This is a genomic window from Mesorhizobium qingshengii (assembly GCF_027563465.1).
GTDB classification, from domain to species: Bacteria; Pseudomonadota; Alphaproteobacteria; order Rhizobiales; family Rhizobiaceae; genus Mesorhizobium; species Mesorhizobium qingshengii_A.
Genome location: NZ_JAPFQA010000007.1, coordinates 98,913 through 122,231 on the forward strand (window position 1 = coordinate 98,913; position 23,319 = coordinate 122,231).

The following is a 23,319-nucleotide window of genomic DNA, read 5'->3' on the forward strand; positions in this document are numbered from 1 at the left end:
CACGAGCCGCGATGCACATCCTCACCACGACCTCCGCCTCGCTCGACGACCTCGCCGAGCCGGTCGATCTGCGGCAGACGCCGGCGGATGTCGTGGCACTGTCCTTCACCGACAGCGATCTCGCCGGATTGGCGGCAGCGTGGAAGTCCGACGCCGGTCGCCTGCCTGCGATGCGGCTGGCCGCACTGCGCGACCTGCGCCATCCGATGTCCGTCGACCTCTGGGTCGACAGCGTCGCCCGCCACGCCAAGGTCATCCTCGTTCGCATTCTCGGCGGCTACGACTGGTGGCGCTATGGCTGCGACCAGCTTGCCTCGATAGCCCGCGACCGCGGCATAAAACTGGCGCTGCTGCCCGGCGAGTGCCGCGACGAGGATCTTCGCCTGATCGAGGCCTCGACGCTGCCGCGCGACGAGCTTGACGGCCTGCTCGACTATTTTCGCGAGGGCGGCCCGGCGAATATGAGCGCGCTGGTGCACCGGCTTGCACGGTTGGCGGGATCGGATGCGGCTGTCGCCGAACCAGTCGCGGTTCCGAAGGCTGGGTTTTACGCGCCGGGACATGGCGTCATGGAGCCCGGCCTACCCCTCCCCTTCGAGGGAGAGGGAAACGTCGTGCCCATCCTGTTCTATCGCTCGATGCTGCTCGCCGCCGATGTCGCGCCCATCGATGCCCTTTTTGAAGCGCTGCGGCAGCGCGGCATGCGCCCGGCCCCCATTTTCGTCTCCAGCCTGAAAGACCCGGCCTCGCTGGCGTTCGTCGAGACCGCGCTCGCCGCGCTGAAACCCGCCGCCATCATCACCGCGACCGCTTTCGCCTCCGGCGCCGAACCCGGCATCGAAACCCTGTTCGACCGCACCGGCGTGCCAGTCTTCCAGGTCATCGTCGCCACCACCCGCCGCGACATCTGGGAGACCAACCAGCGTGGACTGGCACCCGCCGACCTCGCCATGCATGTCGTGCTGCCCGAGTTGGACGGCCGCATCCTTGCCGGCGCGATTTCCTTCAAGGGCGAGAGCGAGACTGATCCCGCGCTTGGTCACCGCGCCTTCGCCAACCGGCCAGAAGCGGATCGCGTAGCGCAAGTGGCGAACCGCGTCGCGGCCTTCATCAGGCTGCAGCAGGCCCCTCGCGCCGAACGCAAGCTCGCCATTCTCATCCCGGACTATCCAAGCGCTCCTGGTCGCACCGGCTATGCCGTCGGCCTCGACGTGCCGTCCAGCGTGCTGGCGATGCTGCACGATCTGAGGGAACAGGGCTACGCCGTTGAGGGGATTCCGCAAACGTCGCGCGAGCTGCTGGATTTGCTGGAACGCGGCAATGACGGGCTGGGGCTGTGGGACTATCTGGACTTCTCAAAGGGCCTTCCGGTTGAGGCAATAGCTGCGGTCGAGGCTGCGTGGGGCGCTGCCGATACTTCACCCTCCCCCTTGTGGGGAGGGTCGGTTCGCGACATTCGCAAAACGGATGGCGCGAAACGGGGTGGGGGTAGCGGCGCACCGCCCCCATCCGGCCCTGCGGGCCACCCTCACCACAAGGGGGAGGGTAAGAGCGCGTTTCCCTTCCGCGCCGCGACCTTCGGCAACATCACCGTCGCGCTCGCCCCCGATCGCGGCCGTTCCGCCGACCGCCGCGCCGACTATCACGATCCGACGCTCCCCCCGCGCCATGCGCTGATCGCCTTCGGCCTCTGGCTGCGCAAGTCGCTCGGCGTCCATGCGCTTATCCATGTCGGCGCCCATGGCACGCTGGAATGGCTGCCGGGCAAGACGGTTGCCCTCTCGCAAAACTGTTTTCCAGAGATCGTCACCGGTCCCCTGCCCGTCATCTATCCCTTCATCGTTTCCAACCCCGGCGAGGCGGCGCAGGCCAAGCGGCGCATCGCCGCCGTCACCCTTGGCCATCTGCCACCGCCGCTGACCGGCGCCGGACTGGACGAAAACCAGCACAGGCTTGAGCGCCTGGTCGACGAATATGCCCAGGCAGACGGCCTCGACCGCCGCCGGCGCGACCGCCTGGCCAAGCTGATCGTTGACACGGCGCAAAAGACCGGCCTCGCCTCAGAAGCCGGCGTTGCCAGGACCGACGCGCCCGACGAGGCGCTGCGCCGCATCGACGCCTGGCTATGCGACCTCAAGGATTTCGCCATCAAGGATGGGTTGCACATTTATGGCCGCGCCTCTGACGACGAGCCAGACGCCACGCGCCGCCAAAGTGCGGCAGCCGAAAAGACGGCGCTGCTTGCCGCGCTCGATGGCCGCCACGTCAAGGCCGGTCCGGCCGGTGCGCCCGCGCGCGGCCGTTCCGACGTTCTGCCCACCGGCCGCAACCTGTTCACCTCGGACCCGCGCACCATGCCGACCCCAACCGCCTATGATCTCGGCCGAGCGGCGGCGGAAGAAGTGGTGCGCGGCTACATGCAATCGCATGGCGACTGGCCGCGTTCGCTGGTCATCGACCTGTGGGGCTCGGCATCGCTGCGCACCGGCGGCGAGGAGATCGCTCAAGGGTTGGCGCTGATGGGATGCCGGCCGCAGTGGGACGCCGCGACCGGCCGCATCACCGGCATCGAAGTGTTGCCGCCGGCCACGCTTGGCCGCCCGCGCGTCGACGTCACCTGGCGCATCTCAGGCCTGTTCCGCGATATGTTCCCGACCCAGATCGCGCTGATCGATGCCGCCGCCAACGCGGTTGCCGCCCGTGATGAGGAGGATTCCGAAAATCCGCTCGCGGCGAGAACCCGCGCTGACGGCAAGATCAGCCCGCGCATTTTCGGCACCTCGCCCGGCACCTACGGCGCCGGCGTCGAGGATTTGCTGTCGAGCGGCGACTGGGCGGCGCGCGAGGAGATCGGCCGCGCCTATCTCGACGCCACCTCGCATGCCTATGGTGGCGAAGGCGGCGAAGGCGTCTCGACGCCCGGCGCCTTCGAGGGACGCATCGCCGAGGCCGATCTTCTCGTCCACACCGGCGACGACCCCGGCCGTGACATTCTTGAAGGTTCCGCCGACGTCGCCTTCATCGGCGGCTTTTCGGCAGCGCTTGCGGCCCTCGGCAGGAATGCCGACGTCATCGTGCTCGACACCACGGATCCGCAGAAGCCGAAGCCGCGCTCGATTAGCGAGGCGGTGGCCCGCACCGTGCGTGCCCGCGCCGTCAATCCCCGCTTCATATCAGGCCAGATGCGCCACGGCCCACGCGGCGCTTCCGAATTCGCCGAGACGGTCGACCGGCTGGTCGGCTTCGCCGAAACCACCCACGCCATTGCGGGCACGCTGATCGAGGCCGTTCATGATGCCTATGTCGGTGATCCCGAGGTCCGCGCCTTCATCCTGCGCGAAAACCCTGCCGCCGCGAAGGTCATTGCCGAGCGCTTCCTGTCGGCGCGCCGGCGCGGTCTGTGGCATCCCTTGCGCAATTCCATCGACGACGATCTGGCCGCGCTGATTGCCGAGGCCGAGGCGCTTGGGGTGGCAGCATGAACGCCTTTTCGCGCCGTGGCGCCTGCCCCGCTTTGGCAGCTCCCATGCAGACCGGCGACGGCCTGCTGGTGCGGCTTAACCCTGTCGCTGGAGGATTGTCACCGAAGTCTTTGATCGGGTTAGCCGAATCCGCCCTGCGGCACGGCAACGGCATCATGGAAGTCACCGCGCGCGGCAGTTTGCAGATACGCGGCCTGACACCGGATGGCGCGCGACTTCTGGCGATTGAGGTTGATGCGCTGGGCATTGCAGTGCGCACCGGCGTGCCGGTCGAGATCGGACCGCTGGCTGGCATCGATCCCTATGAAATTGCCGACCCGCGCCCGCTGGCTGAACGAATTCGGGTAGCGGTTGAAGAAGCTGGGCTCACGCCACGGCTCGGCCCAAAGGTTGCGCTCGTTGTGGACGGCGGTGGGCAGCTGATGATGGATACGTTGACGGCCGATGTGCGGCTAAAGGCGGTACGAGCCGACAACGACATCATTTGGAGCGTATCGGTTGCCGGCGACGGCCGAAACGCGAAGGTTTTGGCAAAGGTCGATGCGGATGCCGCGAGAGACATAGCCGTCGCTGCACTGAGGATGGTCGCTGAAAAAGGCCGCGAAGCGCACACGCGGGATTTGTCGGGTCGACAGTTGGCCTCGCTCGCAGGTTGGCATTCCTTCGCGCCCCCCTCCGGCAGGACAGAGCGGGACGCCATAGAGCACAATCGCCCGTCAATCGGCCTCTTCGATCTGAACAACGGCACCGCCATCGGCATCGCCCTACCCTATGGCAGCATGCCCGCGGACAAGATCATCGGCCTCGCGCAACGCGCCCTCGCACTCGGCACAACCGAAATCCGCCTCGCCCCGTGTCGCGCCCTGCTTTTCCTCGGTCAGCCGGCAGCCGCCAACCTGCCCCTCAGGGACACAGCCGCCAGCCTCGGCTTCGTCACCGACGCCTCCGATCCGCGCACGCGCATTGCCGCTTGTCCCGGCGCGCCGGCCTGCGCATCCGGCCGGATCGCCACGCGCGACATTGCCGAGACGATCGCCGCTGAAAATGCCGACATCCTCGACTTCATCCTGCACATTTCCGGCTGCGCCAAGGGCTGCGCCCACCCCGGCCCGGCGGCGCTGACCGTCGTCGGCGACGAAAACGGAGCCGGACTTGTCGTGAACGCGACGGCAAAGGCCCTTCCTGCCGGGTACAGGCCGGGCTATGACGCCGCGCGCGGCATCAGCCGCGTCGCGGCGATGATCCGCAGCGCACGACTTCCAGGCGAAACAGCCGCCGCTTGCCTGACAAGGCTTGGCGCGGCGGGCATCGCCGAGGCTTACCGACAGGCCCAAACTAAAAAACGGAAATGAGCATGGCCGCCTACGACTACATCCACGACGGCACGGCGATCTACGAGTGCTCCTTCGCCATCATTCGCGCCGAGGCGGACCTGTCACGCTTCTCCGAAGCCGAGGCCGATGTCGCCATCCGCATGATCCATGCCTGCGGCCAGGTCGAAGCCGCCAGGCATTTTGTTTTTTCCACCGATTTCGTGGCCGCGGCGCGCAAGGCAATTTCGACCGGCGCACCGATCTTCTGCGATGCGGAAATGGTCTCCCACGGCGTCACCCGCGCCCGGCTGCCTGCCGGCAACGAGGTGATCTGCACCTTGCGCGACCCGCGCACACACGAAATCGCCAGGGAGATCGGCAACACCCGTTCGGCCGCCGCGATCGACCTGTGGGGCGAGCGCATGGCCGGTTCGGTGGTCGCCATCGGCAATGCACCGACCGCGCTCTTCTATCTGCTGGAAAAACTGCGCGACGGCGCGCCGAAGCCGGCGGCCATCATCGGCATGCCGGTCGGCTTTGTCGGGGCCGCGGAATCCAAGGATGCGCTGGCCGACAATTCCTACGGCGTGCCCTATGCCATTGTGCGCGGCAGGCTTGGCGGCAGCGCCATGACCGCCGCCGCGCTCAATTCATTGGCGAGGGCTGGCCTGTGAACGCGCTTTCCAAAGGCCGTCTCGTCGGCGTCGGCACTGGTCCCGGCGACCCCGAACTGTTGACGCTGAAGGCCGCGCGGGCCTTGGCCGAGGCCGATGTCGTGGCCTATTTCGCCAAGCGCGGCAACAACAGCAACGCGCGCGCCATCGTCGAAGCGCGGTTCCGCCCCGGCATGACGGAACTGCCGCTGCTCTATCCCGTCACCACCGAAATCGACAAGGATCACGACGACTACCGGTCGCAGATCACGGGTTTCTATGAGGCGTCGGCCGAAAAGGTCGCCGAGCACCTCGAAGCAGGCCGAATGGTCGCCGTTCTTTCCGAGGGCGATCCGCTTTTCTACGGGTCCTACATGCATCTGCATGTGCGCCTGGCTCATCGTTTTCCGACCGAGGTCATTCCCGGCATCACCGCAATGTCTGGCTGCTGGTCGGCGACCGGCCTGCCGATCGTCCAGGGCGACGACGTGCTGACCGTGCTGCCCGGCACGATGAGCGAGTTCGAGCTGACGCGCCGGCTTGCCGACACCGATGCCGCCGTCATCATGAAGGTCGGCCGCAACCTGCCCAAGATCAGGCGTGCGCTGGAGGCGACCGGCAAGCTGACGCGTGCCGTCTATGTCGAGCGCGGCACGATGCCGGGCAGCATCTCGATGAAGCTTGCCGACAAAAAGGACGACAAGGCCCCCTATTTCGCGATCGTGCTGGTCGCCGGCTGGTCCGGCAGGCCCGGCGCCGTGGGAGCCGAGGCATGAGTGGCCGTCTCACCGTCATCGGGCTTGGGCCCGGCAATTCCGATCAGGTCACCCCTGAAGCCAGCCGCGCCGTGGCGCAGGCAGAGTTCTTCTATGGCTACAAGCCCTATCTCGACCGGCTGGAGCTACGCCCGGACCAGACCCGCGTCGCCTCCGACAACCGCGAGGAACTCGCCCGCTCCAAGGATGCCTTGACCAAGGCGGCCGAGGGCCATGACGTCGCCGTGGTTTCTGGTGGCGATCCCGGCGTGTTCGCCATGGCTGCCGCCATCTGCGAGGCGATCGAGGCCGGCCCGGCCGAATGGCGCGCGGTCGATGTCGCCGTGGTGCCCGGAATCACCGCCATGCTGGCCGTCGCCGCGCGCATCGGCGCGCCGCTCGGCCATGATTTCTGCGCCATCTCGCTCTCCGACAATTTGAAGCCCTGGGAACTGATCGAACTGCGCCTGCTGGCCGCGGCCGGCGCCGGCTTCGTCATCGCGCTCTACAACCCAATCAGCAAGGCGCGCCCCTGGCAGCTTGGCCGCGCCTTCGAATGCCTGACCGCGATCCTGCCGGGCACCACGCCGGTGATTTTCGGCCGCGCTGCCGGCCGCCCGGACGAGCGCATCGAGGTCTATCTGCTGGCCGACGCCGATGCGCGGAAGGCCGACATGGCGACCTGCATCATCATCGGTTCGCCGGAAACCCGGATCATCAAGCGCGGCGACAAGCCGGCGCTGGTCTACACACCGCGTTCGGCAGCGGGCTCGACAAAATGATCGGCCCCAAGTTGATCAATAAGCGCGCCCAGCGCTTCGACGGTTTCAGCCGAAGGCACGTCCGGCAGCATTGGCCTGCGGACCATGATCACATCGATGCCAAGCGCCCGCGCAGCGGCGATCTTGCCGTAGGTCGCCTCACCACCGCTGTTCTTGGACACGACGACATCGATGTGGTGCTTTTCGAGCAGCGCGCGTTCATCGGCTTTCCCAAACGGTCCCCGAGCCAGGAGATAATCAGCATCGGGAACCGTGAGCTTCGGTTCGACCGGGTCGACGCTGCGGACGAGGTAATGGTGCTGGGGCGCGGCTTCGAAGGCCACGACCTCCTGTCGGCCAAGCGCCAGGAAGACACGGCGCGGTGCCGGCCCAAGCGCTCGCACGGCATCGCCAACCGTATCGACCGGCGTCCAGCGGTCGCCTTCGACAGGCGCCCAGCCGGGGCGCCGCAGGGCAAGGATGGGCACGCCGGTAGCGCGCGCGGCTTGCGCGGCATTGGCGGAGATTTGCGCCGCATAGGGGTGCGTGGCGTCGATCAGCAGATCGGTGCCCGTTTCCCGGAGATGGACGGCCAGACCATCGGCGCCGCCAAATCCTCCGCTTCGCACAGGCACGCCTTGCGCAACCGGGCTTTCGGTACGGCCGGCCAGCGACAGCGTGACGGAGAGATCTGCACACGCTGCCAGTTTTCCAGCCAGCTGCCGGGCTTCCGTGGTTCCGCCGAGGATCAGAATGCGGTGGGTCATCATGCCTGCTGAGGGTCCGCGCGGTGCCAAATTCAACTCACGATGGCTGACGGTCGTCGGCATCGGCGAGGACGGTTTAGCGGGTCTCGGCGACGAGGCCAAGCAACTGATTGCCAAGGCGGAAGTCATCTTCGGCGGCAAGCGGCACCTGGCCCTCGTCGCTTCCTTCGCCAAGGGCGAGCCGCGCCCCTGGCCGGTTCCCTTCGATGCCGGGATGGCTGACGTGCTGGCGCTTGCCGGCAGGCGCGTCTGCGTACTCGCCTCCGGCGATCCGTTCTTCCATGGCGTCGGCGCTACCCTCGCCCGCAAGGTCAAGCCGCGGCAGATGCGTGTCATTCCCGCACCGTCGGCCGTTTCGCTGGCCGCCGCGCGACTGGGCTGGGCGCTGCAGGACATCGAGACCGTCTCGCTGCATGGCCGGCCGCTCGACCTGATCCGGCCGCTGCTGCAGCCGAACGCACGCATCCTGGCGCTGACGTCGGATGCGGAAGCACCGGCGGCAATCGCCCACCTGCTCGCCGAACTCGACTTCGGCGCGTCGCGACTGACGGTTCTGGAGGCTTTGGGCGGGCCGAACGAGAATCAGCGCTCGGCCAGCGCCGACGCCTTCGATCTCGGAAACATCAATCCGCTCAACGTTCTGGCCATCGAAATTGAATCCGGTCCGGATGCTCGCATTCTGCCGCTGGCGTCCGGCCTTGCCGACCACTTGTTTGACCATGACGGCCAAATCACCAAACGCGAAGTCCGCGCCGTCACCCTGTCGGCGCTGGCGCCGAGGCGCGGCGAACTGTTGTGGGACATCGGTGCCGGCTCCGGCTCCATCGGCATCGAATGGATGCTTGCCCATCCCTCGATGCGCGCCATCGCCATCGAAGCCGACCCCACGCGCGCCGCCCGCATTGGCCGCAACGCCGCCGCTTGTGGCGTTCCCGGTCTCGTCGTGGTGGAAGGCAGCGCGCCCAAGGCGCTTGCCAGGCTGGACACGCCGGACGCGATCTTCATCGGCGGCGGCGGCAGCGATGCCGGCGTGTTGAACGCCGCCATCAAGGCTTTGCGTACTGGCGGTCGCCTCGTCGCCAACGCGGTGACGCTGGAGATGGAAACCTTGCTTCTTGCCCGCCATGTCTCGCTGGGCGGCGATCTCATCCGCATAAACATATCCCGCGCTTCACCGGTCGGCACGATGCAGGCATGGCGGCCGGCGATGCCGGTCACGCAATGGAGCTGGGTGAAGCCATGATGGTCGCGGGCATCGGCAGCCGAAAGGGCGTGAGCGTCGAGGACGTGCTTGCGGCGATAGAAACCGCTGTCGAAGCGCATGGCCTGACGATGACGGCGCTGTCTGCCTTGGCGACCGTTCCTCTGAAACAGGACGAAAAGGCCATCCTTGCCGCCGGACATCAGCTCGATCTGCCGGTCATCGTCGCCGATGCGGCCGCGATCGCGGCTTCCGCATCAGCCACAATCAGCCGCTCCAGCCTGTCGCAGGATTTGTCCGGAACACCATCGGTTTCCGAGGCATCCGCCCTTGCCGTTGCCGGCAAAGGCGCCAGGCTGCTCGGCCCCCGCACGGTGCTCGGTCCGGTCACCTGCGCCATCGCCATCAGCGGAGATGCGCCATGACCGTTCATTTCATCGGCGCCGGTCCGGGCGCGGCCGACCTCATCACGTTGCGCGGCGCGAAGCTGCTGGCAAGCTGCCCGGTCTGCCTCCATGCCGGTTCGATCGTCGCGCCCGAGCTTTTGCAGCACTGCGCGCCGGGAACCAAACTGATCGACACCGCGCCGATGTCGCTGGACGAGATCGAGGCCGCGTATCTCGACGCTCACCGAGCCGGCCATGATGTGGCGCGCCTGCATTCCGGCGACCTGTCGGTGTGGAGCGCCGTTGCCGAGCAGATCCGCCGGCTGGAAAAGCATGGCATTCCCTACACGCTGACGCCGGGCGTGCCCTCCTTCGCCGCGGCAGCAGCGGCGCTTCGGCGCGAACTGACCATCCCCGAAGTGGCGCAGAGCCTGGTGCTGACCCGCATTTCCGGCCGCGCGTCAAAGATGCCGCCTGGCGAGACGCTGGCCGGTTTCGGCCGCACCGGCGCCACGCTTGCCATTCATCTGGCCATCCACGCCATTGATCGCGTCGTCGCCGAGCTGACGCCGTTCTATGGCGACGATTGCCCGGTGGCGATCGTCTTTCGCGCCTCCTGGCCGGACGAGCGCGTGCTGACCGGAACACTTGCGACCATCGAGGCGCAGCTCGCCGCCGATCCGATGGAGCGCACAGCGATCATCTTCGTCGGCCGCTCGCTGGCGGCGGAGGGTTTTGGCGAGAGTTCATTGTACGACGCCCACTACCAGCGGCGTTTTCGCGGACGGGACGGATTGTGAGCGGCGGTATCAAAAAAAACGGCGAGAACGCCACGCTCGAACAGGCGCTCGCCCGGCTGAACTTCAAGCCGCGCCGGCTCGAGCCGGGCCATGTCTGGCTGGCCGGCGCCGGCCCCGGCGACCCAGGCTGCCTGACCCTGGAAGTGCTGGCAGCCTTGGCCGAGGCTGATGCGCTGGTCTACGACGCGCTGGTCTCCCCCGATGTCGTCGCCGTCGCCGGGAATGCAGAGCTTTTCTTTGCCGGCAAGCGCGGCGGCAAACCGTCGATGAAACAGGACGACATCACCGCACTGCTGGTGCGGCTGGCGCGCGACGGCCGCCGCGTCGTCAGGCTGAAGGGTGGCGATCCCTATATTTTCGGCCGTGGCGGCGAAGAAGCCCTGGCGCTGGCGCGCGAAAATATCCCGTTCCGCGTCCTGCCCGGCCTGACCTCGGGCCTCAGCGCGCTCGCCGCCACCGGCATCCCGGCCACCATGCGCGGCATCAACAAGGCGGTGATCCTGGCCACCGGCCATGCCGCCGGCACCGATGACGACATCGACTGGGGCGCAATCGCCCGCACCGGCCAGCCTGTCGTGGTCTATATGGGCATGGCCAATTTGCCCCTGATCGCCGCCGCCCTGCTCGATGGCGGCTTGGCGCCATCGACGCCGGCGGCGGTGATCGTCGCCGCGACGACGCCGCAGGAACGAACCGTCGTCGCCACGCTCGCAACCATTGCCGAGCAAGCAGCAGCAGCCGGGCTGGCCTCGCCGGCGCTGATTGTCGTCGGCGGCATCGTTGCCATGCGCGCGGCACTGGCGGGGCAGGCATGACGGCCCGTGCCATCATCATCGGCGCGCCGCGCTCCGGCTCGGGCAAGACCAGCGTCACCATCGGCATCTTGCGCGCGCTCACCCGGCGCGGCCTGAAAGTGCGCGGCGCCAAATCCGGCCCGGATTATATCGATCCCGGTTTCCACACCGCCGCCACGGGGCTTTCCGGCGTCAATCTCGACAGCTGGGCGATGCCGCCGTCGCTGCTCAACGCGCTCGCCGCGCAGGCGGCCGACGATACGGATTTCGTCATCCTCGAAAGCGCCATGGGCCTGTTCGACGGCATTCCGGCCGCGCCGGGGCGCACCGGCTCCGCCGCCGATCTCGCCCGGCTCTACGGCCTGCCGGTGCTGCTGGTGCTTGATGTTTCCGGCCAGTCGACCACGGCGGCGGCCGTCGCCAAGGGCTTTGCCACCTACGATCCGGACGTCCGCATGGCCGGCGTGGTGCTCAACCGGCTGGGCAGCGAGCGCCACCGCCGGCTCTCGGGCGACGCCATCGAGGCGCTCGGCCTGCCGGTCGTCGGCGCCATCCTGCGCGATCCTTCGCTGAACCTGCCCGAGCGCCACCTGGGCCTCGTCCAGGCCGGCGAATATGATGACCTGATGGCGCATCTCGACCGGCTGGCCGACATGGCCGAAAAATCACTCGACCTCGACGCCATCATGTCCCTGGCGAGCCCCCTCACCCCGGCGCCCGGCGGCTTCGACTATGCCCTGGCGCCGCCCGGCCAGCGGATTGCCCTGGCCGAGGATGCCGCCTTCACCTTTCTCTATCCGCATGTCGCGGCCTATTGGCGCAAGGCCGGCGCCGAGATCGTCCCGTTCTCGCCGCTCGCCAACGAGGCACCGGACGAGGACTGCGATGTCTGCTGGCTGCCGGGCGGCTATCCAGAGCTTCATGCAGGCCGCCTTGCGGCAGCCGAGACTTTCAAAACCGGTATGGCAAGTTTCGCCGCGGCGAAGCCCATCCATGGCGAGTGCGGTGGCTTCATGGTACTCGGCGAAGCGCTGGAGGATGCGGCTTCCGAGACGCACAAGATGCTCGGCCTGCTCGGCCATTCCACCAGCTTTGCCAAACGAAAAATGAATCTTGGTTATCGCGAGGCACGGCTGCGTGCCGATTGCCCGCTCGGTGCGCAAGGTGCACTGATCCGCGGCCACGAATTCCACTATGCGCAGATGACCGGCACTGGGAACGACGACCCGCTGGCCGACCTGGCCGATGGCCAGGGCAATCCGATCGGTGCCTCCGGCTACCGGCGTGGCCATGTCAGCGGCACCTTCTTCCACGCCATTGCGAGGGGCTAGAGCATGATCCCGAAAAGTGGCAATCGGTTTTCGGAAAAAATCCGGCTCATGTTCCAGAACATGAGCCTTTCGCCCAGGCATATCCTCGATGATATCGCGCTCTGCCTGGTCTTCTTCACCCGCCTGCCGTTGCCCGTCTTCGATTTTCGCGGCCGCAGCCTTGCCGCCGCGATCTGGGCCGCACCGGTCGCTGGCCTCGCCATCGGGCTGATCGGCGCGATCGTCTATGCCACGGCGGAGAGGTTTGGCCTTGCCATGGGCCCGGCGGCCGCCCTTGCCCTTGCGGCAACTCTGCTCACCACCGGCTGCCTGCATGAAGACGGTCTTTCCGATGTCGCGGACGGTTTCGGCGGCGGCAACTCGCGCGGCCGCAAACTCGAGATCATGCGCGACAGCCGCATCGGCGCCTATGGTGCCGCGGCGCTGGCCCTGTCGCTGCTGATCCGCTGGAGCGCGCTTTCGGAATTCGTCGACCCCACACAGGCGCTGTTCGCCCTCGTGGCCGCACACGCGGCCTCGCGCGGCGTGCTAGGCGCCTTCATGCATCTCTTGCCCCCCGCGCGGTCCGAAGGCCTCTCTGCCGGCGCCGGCGCCGTCTCTGCTGAAACCGCTATCGCTGGCGCTGTGCTCGGTGCGATCCCGCTCCTCCTGCTGGGGCTCGGTGGTGCGGTTTTCGCGCTCATCCTGCTTGGCCTGCTGTTTGCCGCCTTCCGCGCCCTTTGCCTCACCCAGATCGGCGGCCAGACCGGCGACACGATCGGCGCCTTGCAGCAGGTGAGCGAAATCGCCGTGCTGCTCGTCGCTTCCGTAGCCCTTTCTTGATTCCCTTTGTCCTGATTCCCTTTCGGAGACTTTGCCCCCATGCCCTTCAAATCACTCGATGAACTGCGCGCCGCCTGCCTCGACCTGCCCGCCGGCAGCGATGCCGCCGCCAATGCGGTCGCTCGCCGCCAGGACACGCTGACCAAGCCGCAAGGCAGCCTCGGCCGGCTGGAAACAATCGCCGCATGGCTGGCGCGCTGGCAGGGCCGCGATATGCCCAGGCTCGACCGGGTGAAGGTCTTCGTCTTCGCCGGCAACCATGGCGTCACCGCGCAAGGCGTATCGGCCTATCCTTCGGAAGTCACCGTGCAGATGGTGGCGAATTTCGCCGGTGGCGGCGCCGCCATCAACCAGCTTGCCCGCATCGCCGGCGCCGAACTCGACGTCATCCCGCTCGACCTCGATCATCCCACGGGCGACTTCACGCAAGTGCCGGCAATGGATGACAGCGCCTTTCTTGCCGCCGTCTCGGCTGGCTACGACGCGGTGACCAAGGAGCTCGACCTCATCTGCTTCGGCGAGATGGGCATCGGCAACACCACGCCGGCGGCTGCCATTTCAGCCGCCCTGTTCGGCGGCGGTGCGGAAAAATGGACCGGGCGCGGCACCGGGGTCGATGACGCCGGCCTGAGGCGCAAGGTGGTCGCCATCGAGGCCGGCCTGAAGCGCCACGCCGCCGCCCTTGCCGATCCGCTGGGCGTTGCTGCGGCACTCGGCGGACGCGAACTCGCCGCCATCTTCGGCGCCACCCTCGCAGCCCGCCATCTGGGCGTGCCAGTTCTGCTAGACGGCTTCGTCTGCACCGCCGCCGCCGCGCCGCTGGCCAGGCTGCACCCGGCCGGCCTCGCCCACACGATCGCTGCCCACGTCTCGGCCGAATCGGGTCATCGCGGCTTGCTCGAAGCCCTCGGCCTGCCGCCGCTGCTCGATCTCGGCATGCGGCTCGGCGAAGGCTCCGGCGCCTGCCTCGCCGTCAACATCGTCCGCTCGGCGCTGGAGTGCCATGCCCGTATGGCAAGTTTTGCCGAGGCTGGCGTTTCGGAGAAGTAACGAGACAGCCCATCGGCATGGCCTGCCCTTCAGTCAAATCTCCGGTTCTGGTAACTGGCTCCTGAGATCGTCTGATTTGACGACGAGGCTGATCCATGGACATGGACCAGCCAAACGAAGCGCCGCGACAATCAGCAAGAATTGTTCATGATTTGTGATTTACTTCACATATCAAATACAACAACCATGCCAATTACATTGAGTCACTATTTTTATCATGGAAATAGTAATAAAGAAGGAGGAAGACATGGCTCGCTCAATTCGAATCCTCTACAGGGGTCAACATGGTACAATTCGCAAGAATTTCAATTGGGATCCAATCAATCTGGACTCCACGGTAATCATAACAGCTGCGGAATTTACACCTGCCTTCGGTGGCCTTGGCGGCGGACCCAAGACACTCGGGCGCCCTAACCTTGGCCTGGCCAATGTCTACGTGACCAATGTTGGGCCCCACGGCCGAGCTGGCGTTGAAGCAGGGGGCGTTGAATTCCTTCTTCACGTCGACTGGAACAGCCCGCTGGACATAGTTGTAACCATCACCGTTTTGGATGACATCGAACAATTCGTCCAAGCGTAGCGGACATCACTGTCACTTGGTGTAGCGTTGGCAGCAGCGGTCTGATCCGGCATTCGCCAGTTGGGCTTGGCGCTAAGAGAAGCGGCCCAATTGGCGATCGCTCCGCCTCGTAGCCCCTAGCGGCTCATTTCGCCGCGAAGGCTCGCCGCACACGAGAAAAGGAAAATATCAGCGGAAAAATGGTGGGTGCGCACAGGATTGAACTGTGGACCCGCTGATTAAGAGTCAGCTGCTCTACCAACTGAGCTACGCACCCACTCGGCCGGCAGAAACCGGCGTTGGCGGGCATATAGCCGCCACCATCGGTCCTGTCCAGCCCTGCCGGAATCATTTCCCGACAAATCGACAAACCCCGCTTGCGATCAGACGAACAGCTTGCCTTCCGCCACCTTGACCGCGTTGCCGCCAATGCGCGCCGAGGCCAGTTTTCCGCCTTCGACATTCAGTTCGAGGCGGATGCGCGACGGCCGGCCCATCTCCAGCCCCTGCTCGATCCACAGCTGCGAAATGCCGTCGGTCGGGCCATCGAAATGCATGATGGCGCCGGCAAAGGCGGCAGCCGCCGAGCCGGTCGCCGGGTCCTCATAGGAAGGCGTGCCCGGCACGATCATGCGCACATGGAATGCGCTTTCGTGGTTCACCGTCTCGCGGCAATAGACATAGGGGCTGGCGAAGGCCCAGTCGCTCTTGCGCGGCGCCAGTTCCGACCAGGCCTGGTTGTCCAGCCGAATGCGGCCCGCCGCCTCGAGATTGGCAACCGGGATGGTCACATAGGGCACGCCCGCCGACCAGAACGCGACGCGGTGATTCTCGAAGCCGATTTCGTGCGGCGCCAGGCCAAGGGCCGCGCCAATCGCCTGCGGATCGGCCTCGAGCTTCAACGGCTCCGGCAATTTGGCCAGATCGAACTCGGCGAAGGTGGCGCCATCGTGCTTGCTGACGGCACAGCGCACCGGGCCAATGTTCTCCTCCAATACGAAGATGCCGGCGCCGCCCTCTTCGGCCAGTTCGGCCAATGCGATCGCCGATCCGACGGTCGGATGGCCGGCGAACGGCATTTCATAGTCGGGCGTGAAGATGCGGATGCGGTTTTTATGCTTGGGATTGTCCGGTGGCAGCACGAAGACGGATTCGGACAGGTTGAATTCGCGCGCGATTGCCTGCATGGCGCGCGTGTCCAGGCCTTTGCAATCCAGCACGACGGCCAGCGGATTGCCTGCCAGCCGCTCGGTCGTAAACACATCGTAAAGCAAGTAGTTTCGGGTTTTCATTCCTGCCTCAATCCAAACATGGGCGAAATTTAATTTGATATTCGAACCAGTAAGCCTGATCTGTGCACAGATAGGGACACTGCGCATTATAGGGGTCCGGCGTGGACCAGATTGTCAATCTGCCAAAGACGGAATCGGATTCCGCCATCGAGACCGCGCTCGGACTTGACAGACAAGGTTTGCGCAAGTCGCGCCGGCGTGGCTGGCTCTATGCGCTACTGGTGCTGATCGTGCTCGCCGCCGGCCTCGGCGTCTATCAGTGGTATGCTGGCTCGCCCACCAGGATCGACTACACCACAGTGCCGGCCGCCAAGGCCGACCTCACTGTCCAGGTGTCCGCGACAGGCACGCTGCAGCCCCTCACCCAGGTCGATATTTCCAGCCAGCTCTCGGGCATTATCCGTTCGGTATCCGTCGAGGAGAACCAGCAGGTCAGGAAGGGCGATGTGCTGGCCGCACTCGACACCACCAAGCTGCAGGTCCAGATCGAGCGGGCGCAGGCGTCCGCCAAGGCGGCGGCCGCCAATGTCGAGGACGCCACGGTAACGCTTGCCGAGAACGAAAGCGCGCTTGTCCGCGCGGCGGCATTGACCAGGCGCGGCATGGCGACCGACCAGTCGCTCGAAGCGGCGACCGCGACGCGCGACCGTTCCAAGGCGGCCCTCGACAGCGCCTGGGCCAATCTCGCCATCGCCAATGCCGATCTGAAATCGCAGCAGACCGACCTCGCCAACAGCACCATCTATGCGCCGATCGACGGCATCGTGCTGACGCGCTCGGTCGACCCCGGCCAGACGGTCGCGTCGTCGCTGCAGGCGCCGGTGCTGTTCATCATCGCCGCCGACCTGAGGAACATGGAACTGGTGGCGGCGATCGACGAGGCCGACATCGGCGCGGTGAAGACCGGCCAGCATGCCCGCTTCACCGTCGACGCCTTCCCGGAGCGGCCGTTCGATGCCGAGATCCGCGACATCTCCTATGCCTCGGTCACCACCGATGGCGTCGTCACCTACAACGCGCGGCTCGAGGTCGACAACAACGAGCTGTTGTTGCGGCCCGGCATGACCGCGACCGTTTCGGTCGTCACCCGGCAGGCCAAGGGTGTGCTCACCGTCCCGGCCACCGCCTTCCGCTACCGGCCCGCGGCGCCTGTCGCCCGCGCGTGGAGCCTGAGCGACCTGTTCACCGGCCGCATGGGTCGTCCAGGCGGCAATCGCCAGCGCCAAGTCGCGCCGCCCACCGACGGCTCGCGCACGCTCTACGTGCTGGAGAACGGTCGGCCCCGTCCGGTCAACGTCAAGATCGGCTCGACCGACGGCGAACTGACCGAGATCACCTCGGGCCTGGAGGAAGGCGCTCAGGTCATCACCGCGTCGCAGCAGCGGAGCTGAGGCCGTGGCTTCGGGCGCGCACCTCATCACCTTCGACAAGGTCTGGAAGAGTTATGGTCAGGGCGAGGCTCGGATCCATGCGCTGGCCGGCGTCGACCTTGCCATAAGGCGTGGCGAATTCGTCGCCATCATGGGCCCGTCCGGCTCCGGCAAGTCGACGGCAATGAACATCATCGGCTGCCTCGACACGCCGACGGCCGGAACCTACTCCTTCATGGGCATCGATGCCGGCCGGCTCGACCGCAACCGCCGCGCAATGCTGCGCAACCTCTATGTCGGTTTCGTCTTCCAGGGCTACAATCTGCTGGCCCGCACCACCGCCGCGGAGAATGTCGAGCTGCCGCTGATCTATCGTGGCGTGGCCAGCCGCGAGCGCCGCGACCTCGCCATGCAGGCGCTGGCCCAGGTCGGCCTTGTCGGCCGCGAGCACCATACGCCAGCCGAGTTGTCCGGCGGCCAGCAGCAGCGCGTGGCGATCGCACGCGCCATCGTCACAAGACCGACGCTGCTCGTCGCCGACGAGCCGACCGGCAATCTCGACACCGCCCGCACCCATGAAATCATGGAACTGCTGACGAAGCTGAACGAGGAGCTAGGCCTGACCATCACCATGGTCACCCACGAGGCCGATGTCGCCGAATATGCCAAGCGCACCATCCGCTTCGTCGACGGCCGCGTCGCCTCGGACACCGCGAAGCTGGAAGTGGCCCAGCCATGACCCCGAAAAGTGGACTCCGGTCTTCGGAGAAGATCATGGCCAAACCGGAAAATAGAGCCCCATCCCGGTTCTATCGGGATGGAGGGCTCTGACCATGATCTGGGAAACCGTCCGCCTCTCGCTCCGCTCGATCCGCCGCAACGTGCTGCGCTCGTTCCTGACATTGCTCGGCATCGTCATCGGCGTCGCCGCCGTCATTGCCATGCTCACCATCGGCTCCGGCACCACCGAAAAGGTCAAGGCCGACATCTCCAAGCTCGGCAGCAACCTCCTGGTCGTCCGTTCCGGCCGCCCGGCCGGTCCCGGTGGCCCGGGCGGGCTCGAACAGGTGGTGCGTCCACTGGCCGAGAAGGATCTTGCGGCGCTGGTTGCGCATCTCACCGGCGCGCGTGCCATCTCGCCGGCCTCGCAGAAACAGGTTCGTGTCATCTTCGGCACCGAGAGCCTGACCTCGGGCGTCACCGGCACCGACAGCGCCTATCTCGATGCGCGCGACTGGAAGCTGGTATCCGGCCGCCCGTTCAGCGATTCCGAAACCCGCTCGGGCACCGGCGTGTGCCTGATCGGCGAAACGGTGCGTCAACAATTCTTCGGCGCCGGCGACCCCGAGGGCGAGATCATCCGCGTCAACCGAACCTCCTGCAAGATCGTCGGCCTGCTCGAGCCCAAGGGCTATACCGGCTTCGGCCAGGACCAGGACAATGTCGTGCTGATGCCGCTGCACGCCTATCAGCGCCGCATCGCCGGCAACCGCGACATCGACAGCATCTACATCGCCGCCGACGACCGCACGCCGACCAGCGAACTGCAGCCACGCGTCGAGGACATTTTGCGCGATGCGCGCCGCATCACGCCCGACCGCGAAAGCGATTTCGCCATTCGCGACATGACCCAGATCGCCGACGCCATGGCCAGCGCCACCGCCACCATGACCGGCATGCTGGGCGCGGTCGCCGGCGTCAGCCTGCTGGTCGGCGGCATCGGCATCATGAACATCATGCTGGTGTCGGTCACCGAGCGCACCCGCGAGATCGGCATCAGGCTGGCCATCGGCGCGCATGAAAAGCACATCCTCATCCAGTTCCTGGTCGAGGCGACGGTGCTGTCGCTGCTCGGCGGCATCATCGGCATCCTGATCGGCCTGGCGCTGGCCGGCCTCGCCTCGGTGACACTGACCATCCCGTTCGCGCCGAGCCCGGCGGTCATCCTGCTCGCCGTCGGTTTTTCGGCGCTGATCGGCATGGTGTTCGGCTTCTTCCCGGCGCTGCGCGGCGCCAGGCTCGATCCGATCGACGCGCTGCGCCACGAGTAGGACAGGCCCTGCATCCGGCACCCGATCTGATTTTGCACAACTTTTGACGTTTCCGCCCTGCCTCCACTGTCGCGCTGCGGTTTCGCGGTGTCAGGGCAAGGCATCTCCGATCGAGGAATGGCGTGATGACGCGACTGATCCTGGTGATGGGGATCATCGAAGCTGTCCTTGCCCGCAACGATCGCAAGGCGGCGCAGAACAAGGCGCGCCGCTAACCCTTGCCCGCGAAATGCCACTCGATCAGCGGCTTCATGTGCGCCGACAGCCCGTCCGGCAGGTCGGCGGCATGGCGGATGATCACCGGCCCCTCGATCTCCGGATCGGTCTCGGCCGCGACAAAGGCCGAGATACGCCGGGCGATCTCGTCGGCTGGCGCCGGCTCATGATAGCGGCGGAAGATCACCGTGCCGCTGTTCGTCGACAAAGCGTGATAGCGATGGCCGCGTTCAGCAATCGACAGGTCCAGGCCGGTCTCTTCGCGCACTTCACGGATCATGTTGAAATCGACATCGACCAGCCCATCGCGGAAATCGATCGGCTCGAACGAGCCGGCGGCGAAGTAGACGCGACCGGCATTGACCGTGTGGGGCCCCATGCGGATCGCCACCAGCGCGTTGTCGCCGGCCACCAGCATGGCATGGGCATAGGCATGCTCGGCGCCCGAATTCTCGCGCCGCTTACGCCATAGCATGAACGTGGAGTAGTTGACCGCGTGGCAGCGCCCGACGAGGCTATTGTCGCGCCAGGCGAGTTGCGACAGCAGCACCACCGTGCCGTCGAACAGCGCCGGATTGGCTGATATCTCGCGCTGCCAGTTCTCGGCGATCGCCTCGGCGTTATCCAGCGCGAAGGGGTGCGGGCCAGGATCGAGCCGGACGTCGACGGCGTCGACCGGCAGGATGACATTGCGCGGCAGATCGAAGCGCATGAGCGTGTCAAGCCATGTCCAGGGTGATCGCCACCGGGCAGTGGTCGGATGCCTTCGGCCGGTCCCAGCCGGCGCGCGGAAAGCGCTCCACCTCCTGGCCCGGCGGAAAGATGGTGCGCCAGGGCTGGCCGTTGCGAATGATGTCGGGAATGGCCGTGGCGTTTTTCTCCGCCAGCCCCTTGGAGAGCAGGATGTAGTCGAGTTGGCACAGGTGCCGCTCTTCCGGTCCACGCGTGTGGTAGAAGCTCCAGCGGTTCATTTCCGGCCGCCGCTCGACGACGTTCTCGCAGAAGCCACCGGCCGTCAGCACGTTGATGCAGGACTGGTTTTCATCGACCACCTCGAAGCGGTAGCCGTCGACGGCATCGCCGGCGATCTTCACGCGCTGCCGATAATCGTTCATGTCGCCGCAGATCGCCCAGCTTTTGTCGGCTGCATGATCCTTGCCGAAGCGCTCCTCGATGATGCGGCGCACCGCTTGCGCCTCGGCGATGCGCAGCGGCATCGTCGCCTCGCGTCCGTCGAGCCCGTTGCGCGGCGAGCCCATCGATTTGAAATGCACGAGATAGAGCGTCAGCGGCACGCCGCCGACAGTCACATCGATTTCCAGGCAGTCGCGGCGGAAGATGCGCTCATTGGCTTGATTGCCAAGAGCTTCCAGCTCCGGCGTATGCAGGCCGAACTGCTCGAAGGTGACATAGGCGTGGCTGGTCATGCGCACGAATTCGATCGGCTGGCCCCGCGCGGTCTCGGCGCGCATCATCACGGCCACATCGATGCCACGCGAATCGTTGCCGGCAGTGGTGTATTTCTGCCGGTAACCCTCCCCCACCATCTTGAACAGATAGCCGTATTCGAAGGCCTTCAGCGCCTCGATATTGTCGACCTCCTGCATGCAGATGATGTCGGCGCGGGTCGCCGCGATCGCCAGCGCCGTCAGCTGGCGCGTGTCGTCGGACTGCGCGATGGCGCGGGCCTGCTCCAGCATCTTGTATTCGGCTTCGCTCTGGATATCGAAAAGCGCCAGCGTGCGATCCTCGTTGAGCTGGTTGCGATACCCGGAAAAATCGAACCTGCTCATCAGGTTCTCGACATTGAAGGTGGCGAGGCGCAGCGACATGTCCTGACCTTTGCCCACAAGCGCGGGAGAAAACAAGGTCGCAGGACCACCTGTCGATATCGATTGGTCCTGACGGCGCACGCGCCATGGTTGACGGAACCTTTCCGTTCATCCGCCGTTCAGACGCAAAGGTCCACATTGGCCCCATTCCCAAGGTTGGCGTGGGGCCTGTATCTCTTGGAGAGTGCAATGAATTCGCTCTTTTCTTCCTCGGTCAAATCCGGGCTGATAGCGCTCGGCATCCTCTCGGGCATCACGGCACCGTCGGCGGCCGGCCCGATCCTGCAGCCGGACCTGTCGATTCCCACAAGCACGGCGGCGCCGACGATCACGCCAGTCCGCGACAGTTGGGCGGGCGGCAATGACCGCCAGCTCTACAACGAGAATTGGAGATGGCGCCGGTCGGGCCATTGGAATGGAAACCGGCACTGGAACGGTGGAAACTGGAACGGCGGAAACTGGAACGGTGGAGGCAACTGGCGTTGGCGTCACCGCCACTATCACGACCGCTACTATGATGATGGTGCGGACGCCGCGATCCTGGGCCTTGGCCTCGGGCTTGGCCTTGGCAGCATGTACAACAACTACGATTACTACGACGCGCCGCCGCCGCGCCGCTACTACCGCGCGGGCCGGCTTTCGAGCGCCCATGTCCAGTGGTGCTACAACCGCTACCGCTCGTATCGCGCCTGGGACAACACGTTCCAGCCTTACAACGGCCCGCGCCAGCAATGCTGGTCGCCCTATAGCTGAGCTATCCCGTAGCTGAGACACAATGAAAAAACGGCGCCACGTGGCGCCGTTTTTGATTCTGCTGTTCGAAGCTACTGGCTTCGAGCCTCTGGATTTCGGTCAGTTCTTGGCCTTGTCGACCAGCTTGTTCTTCGAAATCCACGGCATCATCGCGCGCAGCTTGGCGCCGACTTCCTCGATCTGGTGGCTGTCGTTCATGCGGCGGATGCCCTTGAACCGAGACATGCCGGCGCGGTATTCCTGCATCCACTCCGAGGTGAACTTGCCGGTCTGGATATCCTTCAGCACGCGCTTCATCTCGGCCTTGGTCTCGGCGGTGATGATGCGCGGGCCCGAGACATACTCGCCCCATTCGGCGGTGTTCGAGATCGAATAGTTCATGTTGGCGATGCCGCCTTCATAGATCAGGTCGACGATCAGCTTGACCTCGTGCAGGCATTCGAAATAGGCCATTTCCGGTGCATAGCCGGCTTCCACCAGCGTCTCGAACCCGGCGCGGATCAGTTCGACCAGGCCGCCGCACAGCACCACCTGCTCGCCGAACAGATCGGTCTCGCATTCCTCGCGGAAATTGGTCTCGATGATGCCCGAACGGCCACCGCCGACGCCGCAGGCATAGGACAGAGCCAGATCAAGTGCGTTGCCCGAGGCGTCCTGGTTGACGGCGACCAGGCACGGCACGCCGCCACCCTTCTGGTATTCGCCGCGCACCGTGTGGCCCGGACCCTTTGGCGCGATCATGACGACATCGACCGAAGCCTTTGGCTCGATCAGGCCGAAATGCACGTTGAGGCCGTGCGCGAAGGCGATCGCCGCGCCGTCGCGGATGTTCGGCGCGATCTCGTTCTTGTAGATGTCTGCCTGCAGTTCGTCGGGCGTCGCCATCATCATCAAGTCGGCCCATTTGGCGGCGTCGGCCACGCTCATCACCTTGAGCCCGTCGGCCTCGACCTTCTTGGCGGTCGCCGAACCAGCCTTGAGGCCGATGGCGATGTCCTTGACGCCGGAATCCTTGAGGTTGAGCGCATGCGCCCTGCCCTGGCTGCCATAGCCGATGATGGCGACCTTCTTGCCCTTGATCAGGTTGAGATCGGCATCACGATCGTAATAGACACGCATTTTGTCTTCCTT

Annotated in this window: 22 protein-coding genes and 1 tRNA gene; 17 read left to right on the plus strand and 6 right to left on the minus strand. The window is 65.8% G+C overall.

Going from position 1 to position 23,319, the window contains the following annotated elements; all coding sequences use genetic code 11:
- Positions 1-11 precede the first annotated feature (11 nt).
- Genes cobN through OOJ09_RS17425 form a run of 5 tightly spaced genes read left to right on the plus strand, consistent with a single transcriptional unit; the run spans position 12 to position 6,985 of the window.
- Complete coding sequence (gene cobN / locus OOJ09_RS17405) at positions 12-3,482, plus strand: cobaltochelatase subunit CobN (protein WP_269906355.1); 3,471 nt, start codon at positions 12-14, stop codon at positions 3,480-3,482.
- Entirely contained in the window at positions 3,479-4,834 is a 1,356-nt protein-coding gene (gene cobG / locus OOJ09_RS17410) for a precorrin-3B synthase (protein ID WP_269906356.1), read from the plus strand. Before cobN ends, cobG begins: the two co-directional genes overlap by 4 nt.
- 2 nt (positions 4,835-4,836) lie before the next feature.
- Positions 4,837-5,469, plus strand: a complete 633-nt coding sequence (locus tag OOJ09_RS17415; RefSeq protein WP_269906357.1) for a precorrin-8X methylmutase — start codon at positions 4,837-4,839, stop codon at positions 5,467-5,469.
- A complete protein-coding gene (locus tag OOJ09_RS17420) occupies positions 5,466-6,224 on the plus strand; it encodes a precorrin-2 C(20)-methyltransferase (protein ID WP_269906358.1) in 759 nt (252 codons plus the stop codon). Before OOJ09_RS17415 ends, OOJ09_RS17420 begins: the two co-directional genes overlap by 4 nt.
- On the plus strand, positions 6,221-6,985 hold the full coding sequence (locus tag OOJ09_RS17425; protein WP_269906359.1) for a precorrin-3B C(17)-methyltransferase: 765 nt from the start codon (positions 6,221-6,223) through the stop codon (positions 6,983-6,985). The genes OOJ09_RS17420 and OOJ09_RS17425 overlap by 4 nt, the downstream gene beginning before the upstream one ends.
- Here the strand turns inward: OOJ09_RS17425 and OOJ09_RS17430 are convergent.
- Positions 6,949-7,731 (minus strand): cobalt-precorrin-6A reductase, encoded by a 783-nt coding sequence (locus OOJ09_RS17430; protein WP_269906360.1) that lies wholly within the window; start codon positions 7,729-7,731, stop codon positions 6,949-6,951. The two genes, OOJ09_RS17425 and OOJ09_RS17430, sit on opposite strands and share 37 nt — an antisense overlap.
- 1 nt (position 7,732) lies before the next feature.
- Here OOJ09_RS17430 and cbiE point away from each other — a divergent pair, with 1 nt between their 5' ends.
- The 8 genes from cbiE to OOJ09_RS17470 all read left to right on the plus strand — a co-directional run bounded on the left by cbiE (position 7,733) and on the right by OOJ09_RS17470 (position 14,695).
- Complete coding sequence (cbiE, locus tag OOJ09_RS17435) at positions 7,733-8,974, plus strand: precorrin-6y C5,15-methyltransferase (decarboxylating) subunit CbiE (RefSeq protein WP_269906361.1); 1,242 nt, start codon at positions 7,733-7,735, stop codon at positions 8,972-8,974.
- Positions 8,971-9,357 (plus strand): cobalamin biosynthesis protein, encoded by a 387-nt coding sequence (locus OOJ09_RS17440; RefSeq protein ID WP_269906362.1) that lies wholly within the window; start codon positions 8,971-8,973, stop codon positions 9,355-9,357. Before cbiE ends, OOJ09_RS17440 begins: the two co-directional genes overlap by 4 nt.
- Complete coding sequence (gene cobM / locus OOJ09_RS17445; protein ID WP_269906363.1) at positions 9,354-10,118, plus strand: precorrin-4 C(11)-methyltransferase; 765 nt, start codon at positions 9,354-9,356, stop codon at positions 10,116-10,118. The genes OOJ09_RS17440 and cobM overlap by 4 nt, the downstream gene beginning before the upstream one ends.
- A complete protein-coding gene (gene cobA, locus OOJ09_RS17450) occupies positions 10,115-10,933 on the plus strand; it encodes a uroporphyrinogen-III C-methyltransferase (protein WP_269906364.1) in 819 nt (272 codons plus the stop codon). The genes cobM and cobA overlap by 4 nt, the downstream gene beginning before the upstream one ends.
- Positions 10,930-12,243, plus strand: coding sequence for a cobyrinate a,c-diamide synthase (locus OOJ09_RS17455; RefSeq protein WP_269906365.1), 1,314 nt, complete (start codon positions 10,930-10,932; stop codon positions 12,241-12,243). The genes cobA and OOJ09_RS17455 overlap by 4 nt, the downstream gene beginning before the upstream one ends.
- Positions 12,244-12,291: 48 nt before the next feature.
- A complete protein-coding gene (gene cobS / locus OOJ09_RS17460) occupies positions 12,292-13,065 on the plus strand; it encodes an adenosylcobinamide-GDP ribazoletransferase (protein ID WP_420107521.1) in 774 nt (257 codons plus the stop codon).
- Between the two features lie 39 nt (positions 13,066-13,104).
- On the plus strand, positions 13,105-14,115 hold the full coding sequence (cobT, locus tag OOJ09_RS17465; protein ID WP_269906367.1) for a nicotinate-nucleotide--dimethylbenzimidazole phosphoribosyltransferase: 1,011 nt from the start codon (positions 13,105-13,107) through the stop codon (positions 14,113-14,115).
- Positions 14,116-14,362: 247 nt separating this feature from the next.
- Positions 14,363-14,695: a hypothetical protein gene (locus OOJ09_RS17470; protein WP_269906368.1), complete on the plus strand. Its 333-nt coding sequence runs from the start codon at positions 14,363-14,365 to the stop codon at positions 14,693-14,695.
- 180 nt (positions 14,696-14,875) lie between these two features.
- Here OOJ09_RS17470 and OOJ09_RS17475 read toward each other — a convergent pair.
- Positions 14,876-14,951: transfer RNA gene (locus tag OOJ09_RS17475), tRNA-Lys, on the minus strand.
- 106 nt (positions 14,952-15,057) lie between these two features.
- Complete coding sequence (locus OOJ09_RS17480; protein WP_269906369.1) at positions 15,058-15,966, minus strand: PhzF family phenazine biosynthesis protein; 909 nt, start codon at positions 15,964-15,966, stop codon at positions 15,058-15,060.
- A gap of 101 nt (positions 15,967-16,067) precedes the next feature.
- Between OOJ09_RS17480 and OOJ09_RS17485 the strand changes: the two genes are divergently transcribed.
- The 3 genes from OOJ09_RS17485 to OOJ09_RS17495 all read left to right on the plus strand — a co-directional run bounded on the left by OOJ09_RS17485 (position 16,068) and on the right by OOJ09_RS17495 (position 19,387).
- Entirely contained in the window at positions 16,068-17,357 is a 1,290-nt protein-coding gene (locus tag OOJ09_RS17485) for an efflux RND transporter periplasmic adaptor subunit (RefSeq protein WP_269906370.1), read from the plus strand.
- Between the two features lie 4 nt (positions 17,358-17,361).
- Complete coding sequence (locus OOJ09_RS17490) at positions 17,362-18,075, plus strand: ABC transporter ATP-binding protein (protein WP_269906371.1); 714 nt, start codon at positions 17,362-17,364, stop codon at positions 18,073-18,075.
- A 94-nt stretch (positions 18,076-18,169) separates the two neighbouring features.
- The gene (locus tag OOJ09_RS17495; protein ID WP_269906372.1) at positions 18,170-19,387 is read left to right on the plus strand and encodes an ABC transporter permease; all 1,218 of its coding nucleotides are present in this window, start codon (positions 18,170-18,172) and stop codon (positions 19,385-19,387) included.
- Positions 19,388-19,598: 211 nt separating this feature from the next.
- On the opposite strand, the gene OOJ09_RS17500 is transcribed toward OOJ09_RS17495, so the two are convergent.
- Together OOJ09_RS17500 and OOJ09_RS17505 are read right to left on the minus strand one after the other, a co-directional pair.
- Positions 19,599-20,315: a hypothetical protein gene (locus OOJ09_RS17500; protein WP_269906373.1), complete on the minus strand. Its 717-nt coding sequence runs from the start codon at positions 20,313-20,315 to the stop codon at positions 19,599-19,601.
- A gap of 7 nt (positions 20,316-20,322) precedes the next feature.
- Entirely contained in the window at positions 20,323-21,435 is a 1,113-nt protein-coding gene (locus tag OOJ09_RS17505) for an endonuclease/exonuclease/phosphatase family protein (RefSeq protein WP_269906374.1), read from the minus strand.
- A 189-nt stretch (positions 21,436-21,624) separates the two neighbouring features.
- Between OOJ09_RS17505 and OOJ09_RS17510 the strand changes: the two genes are divergently transcribed.
- A complete protein-coding gene (locus OOJ09_RS17510; protein ID WP_269906375.1) occupies positions 21,625-22,188 on the plus strand; it encodes a BA14K family protein in 564 nt (187 codons plus the stop codon).
- A gap of 99 nt (positions 22,189-22,287) precedes the next feature.
- On the opposite strand, the gene ilvC is transcribed toward OOJ09_RS17510, so the two are convergent.
- On the minus strand, positions 22,288-23,307 hold the full coding sequence (gene ilvC / locus OOJ09_RS17515; protein WP_269906376.1) for a ketol-acid reductoisomerase: 1,020 nt from the start codon (positions 23,305-23,307) through the stop codon (positions 22,288-22,290).
- Positions 23,308-23,319 lie beyond the last annotated feature (12 nt).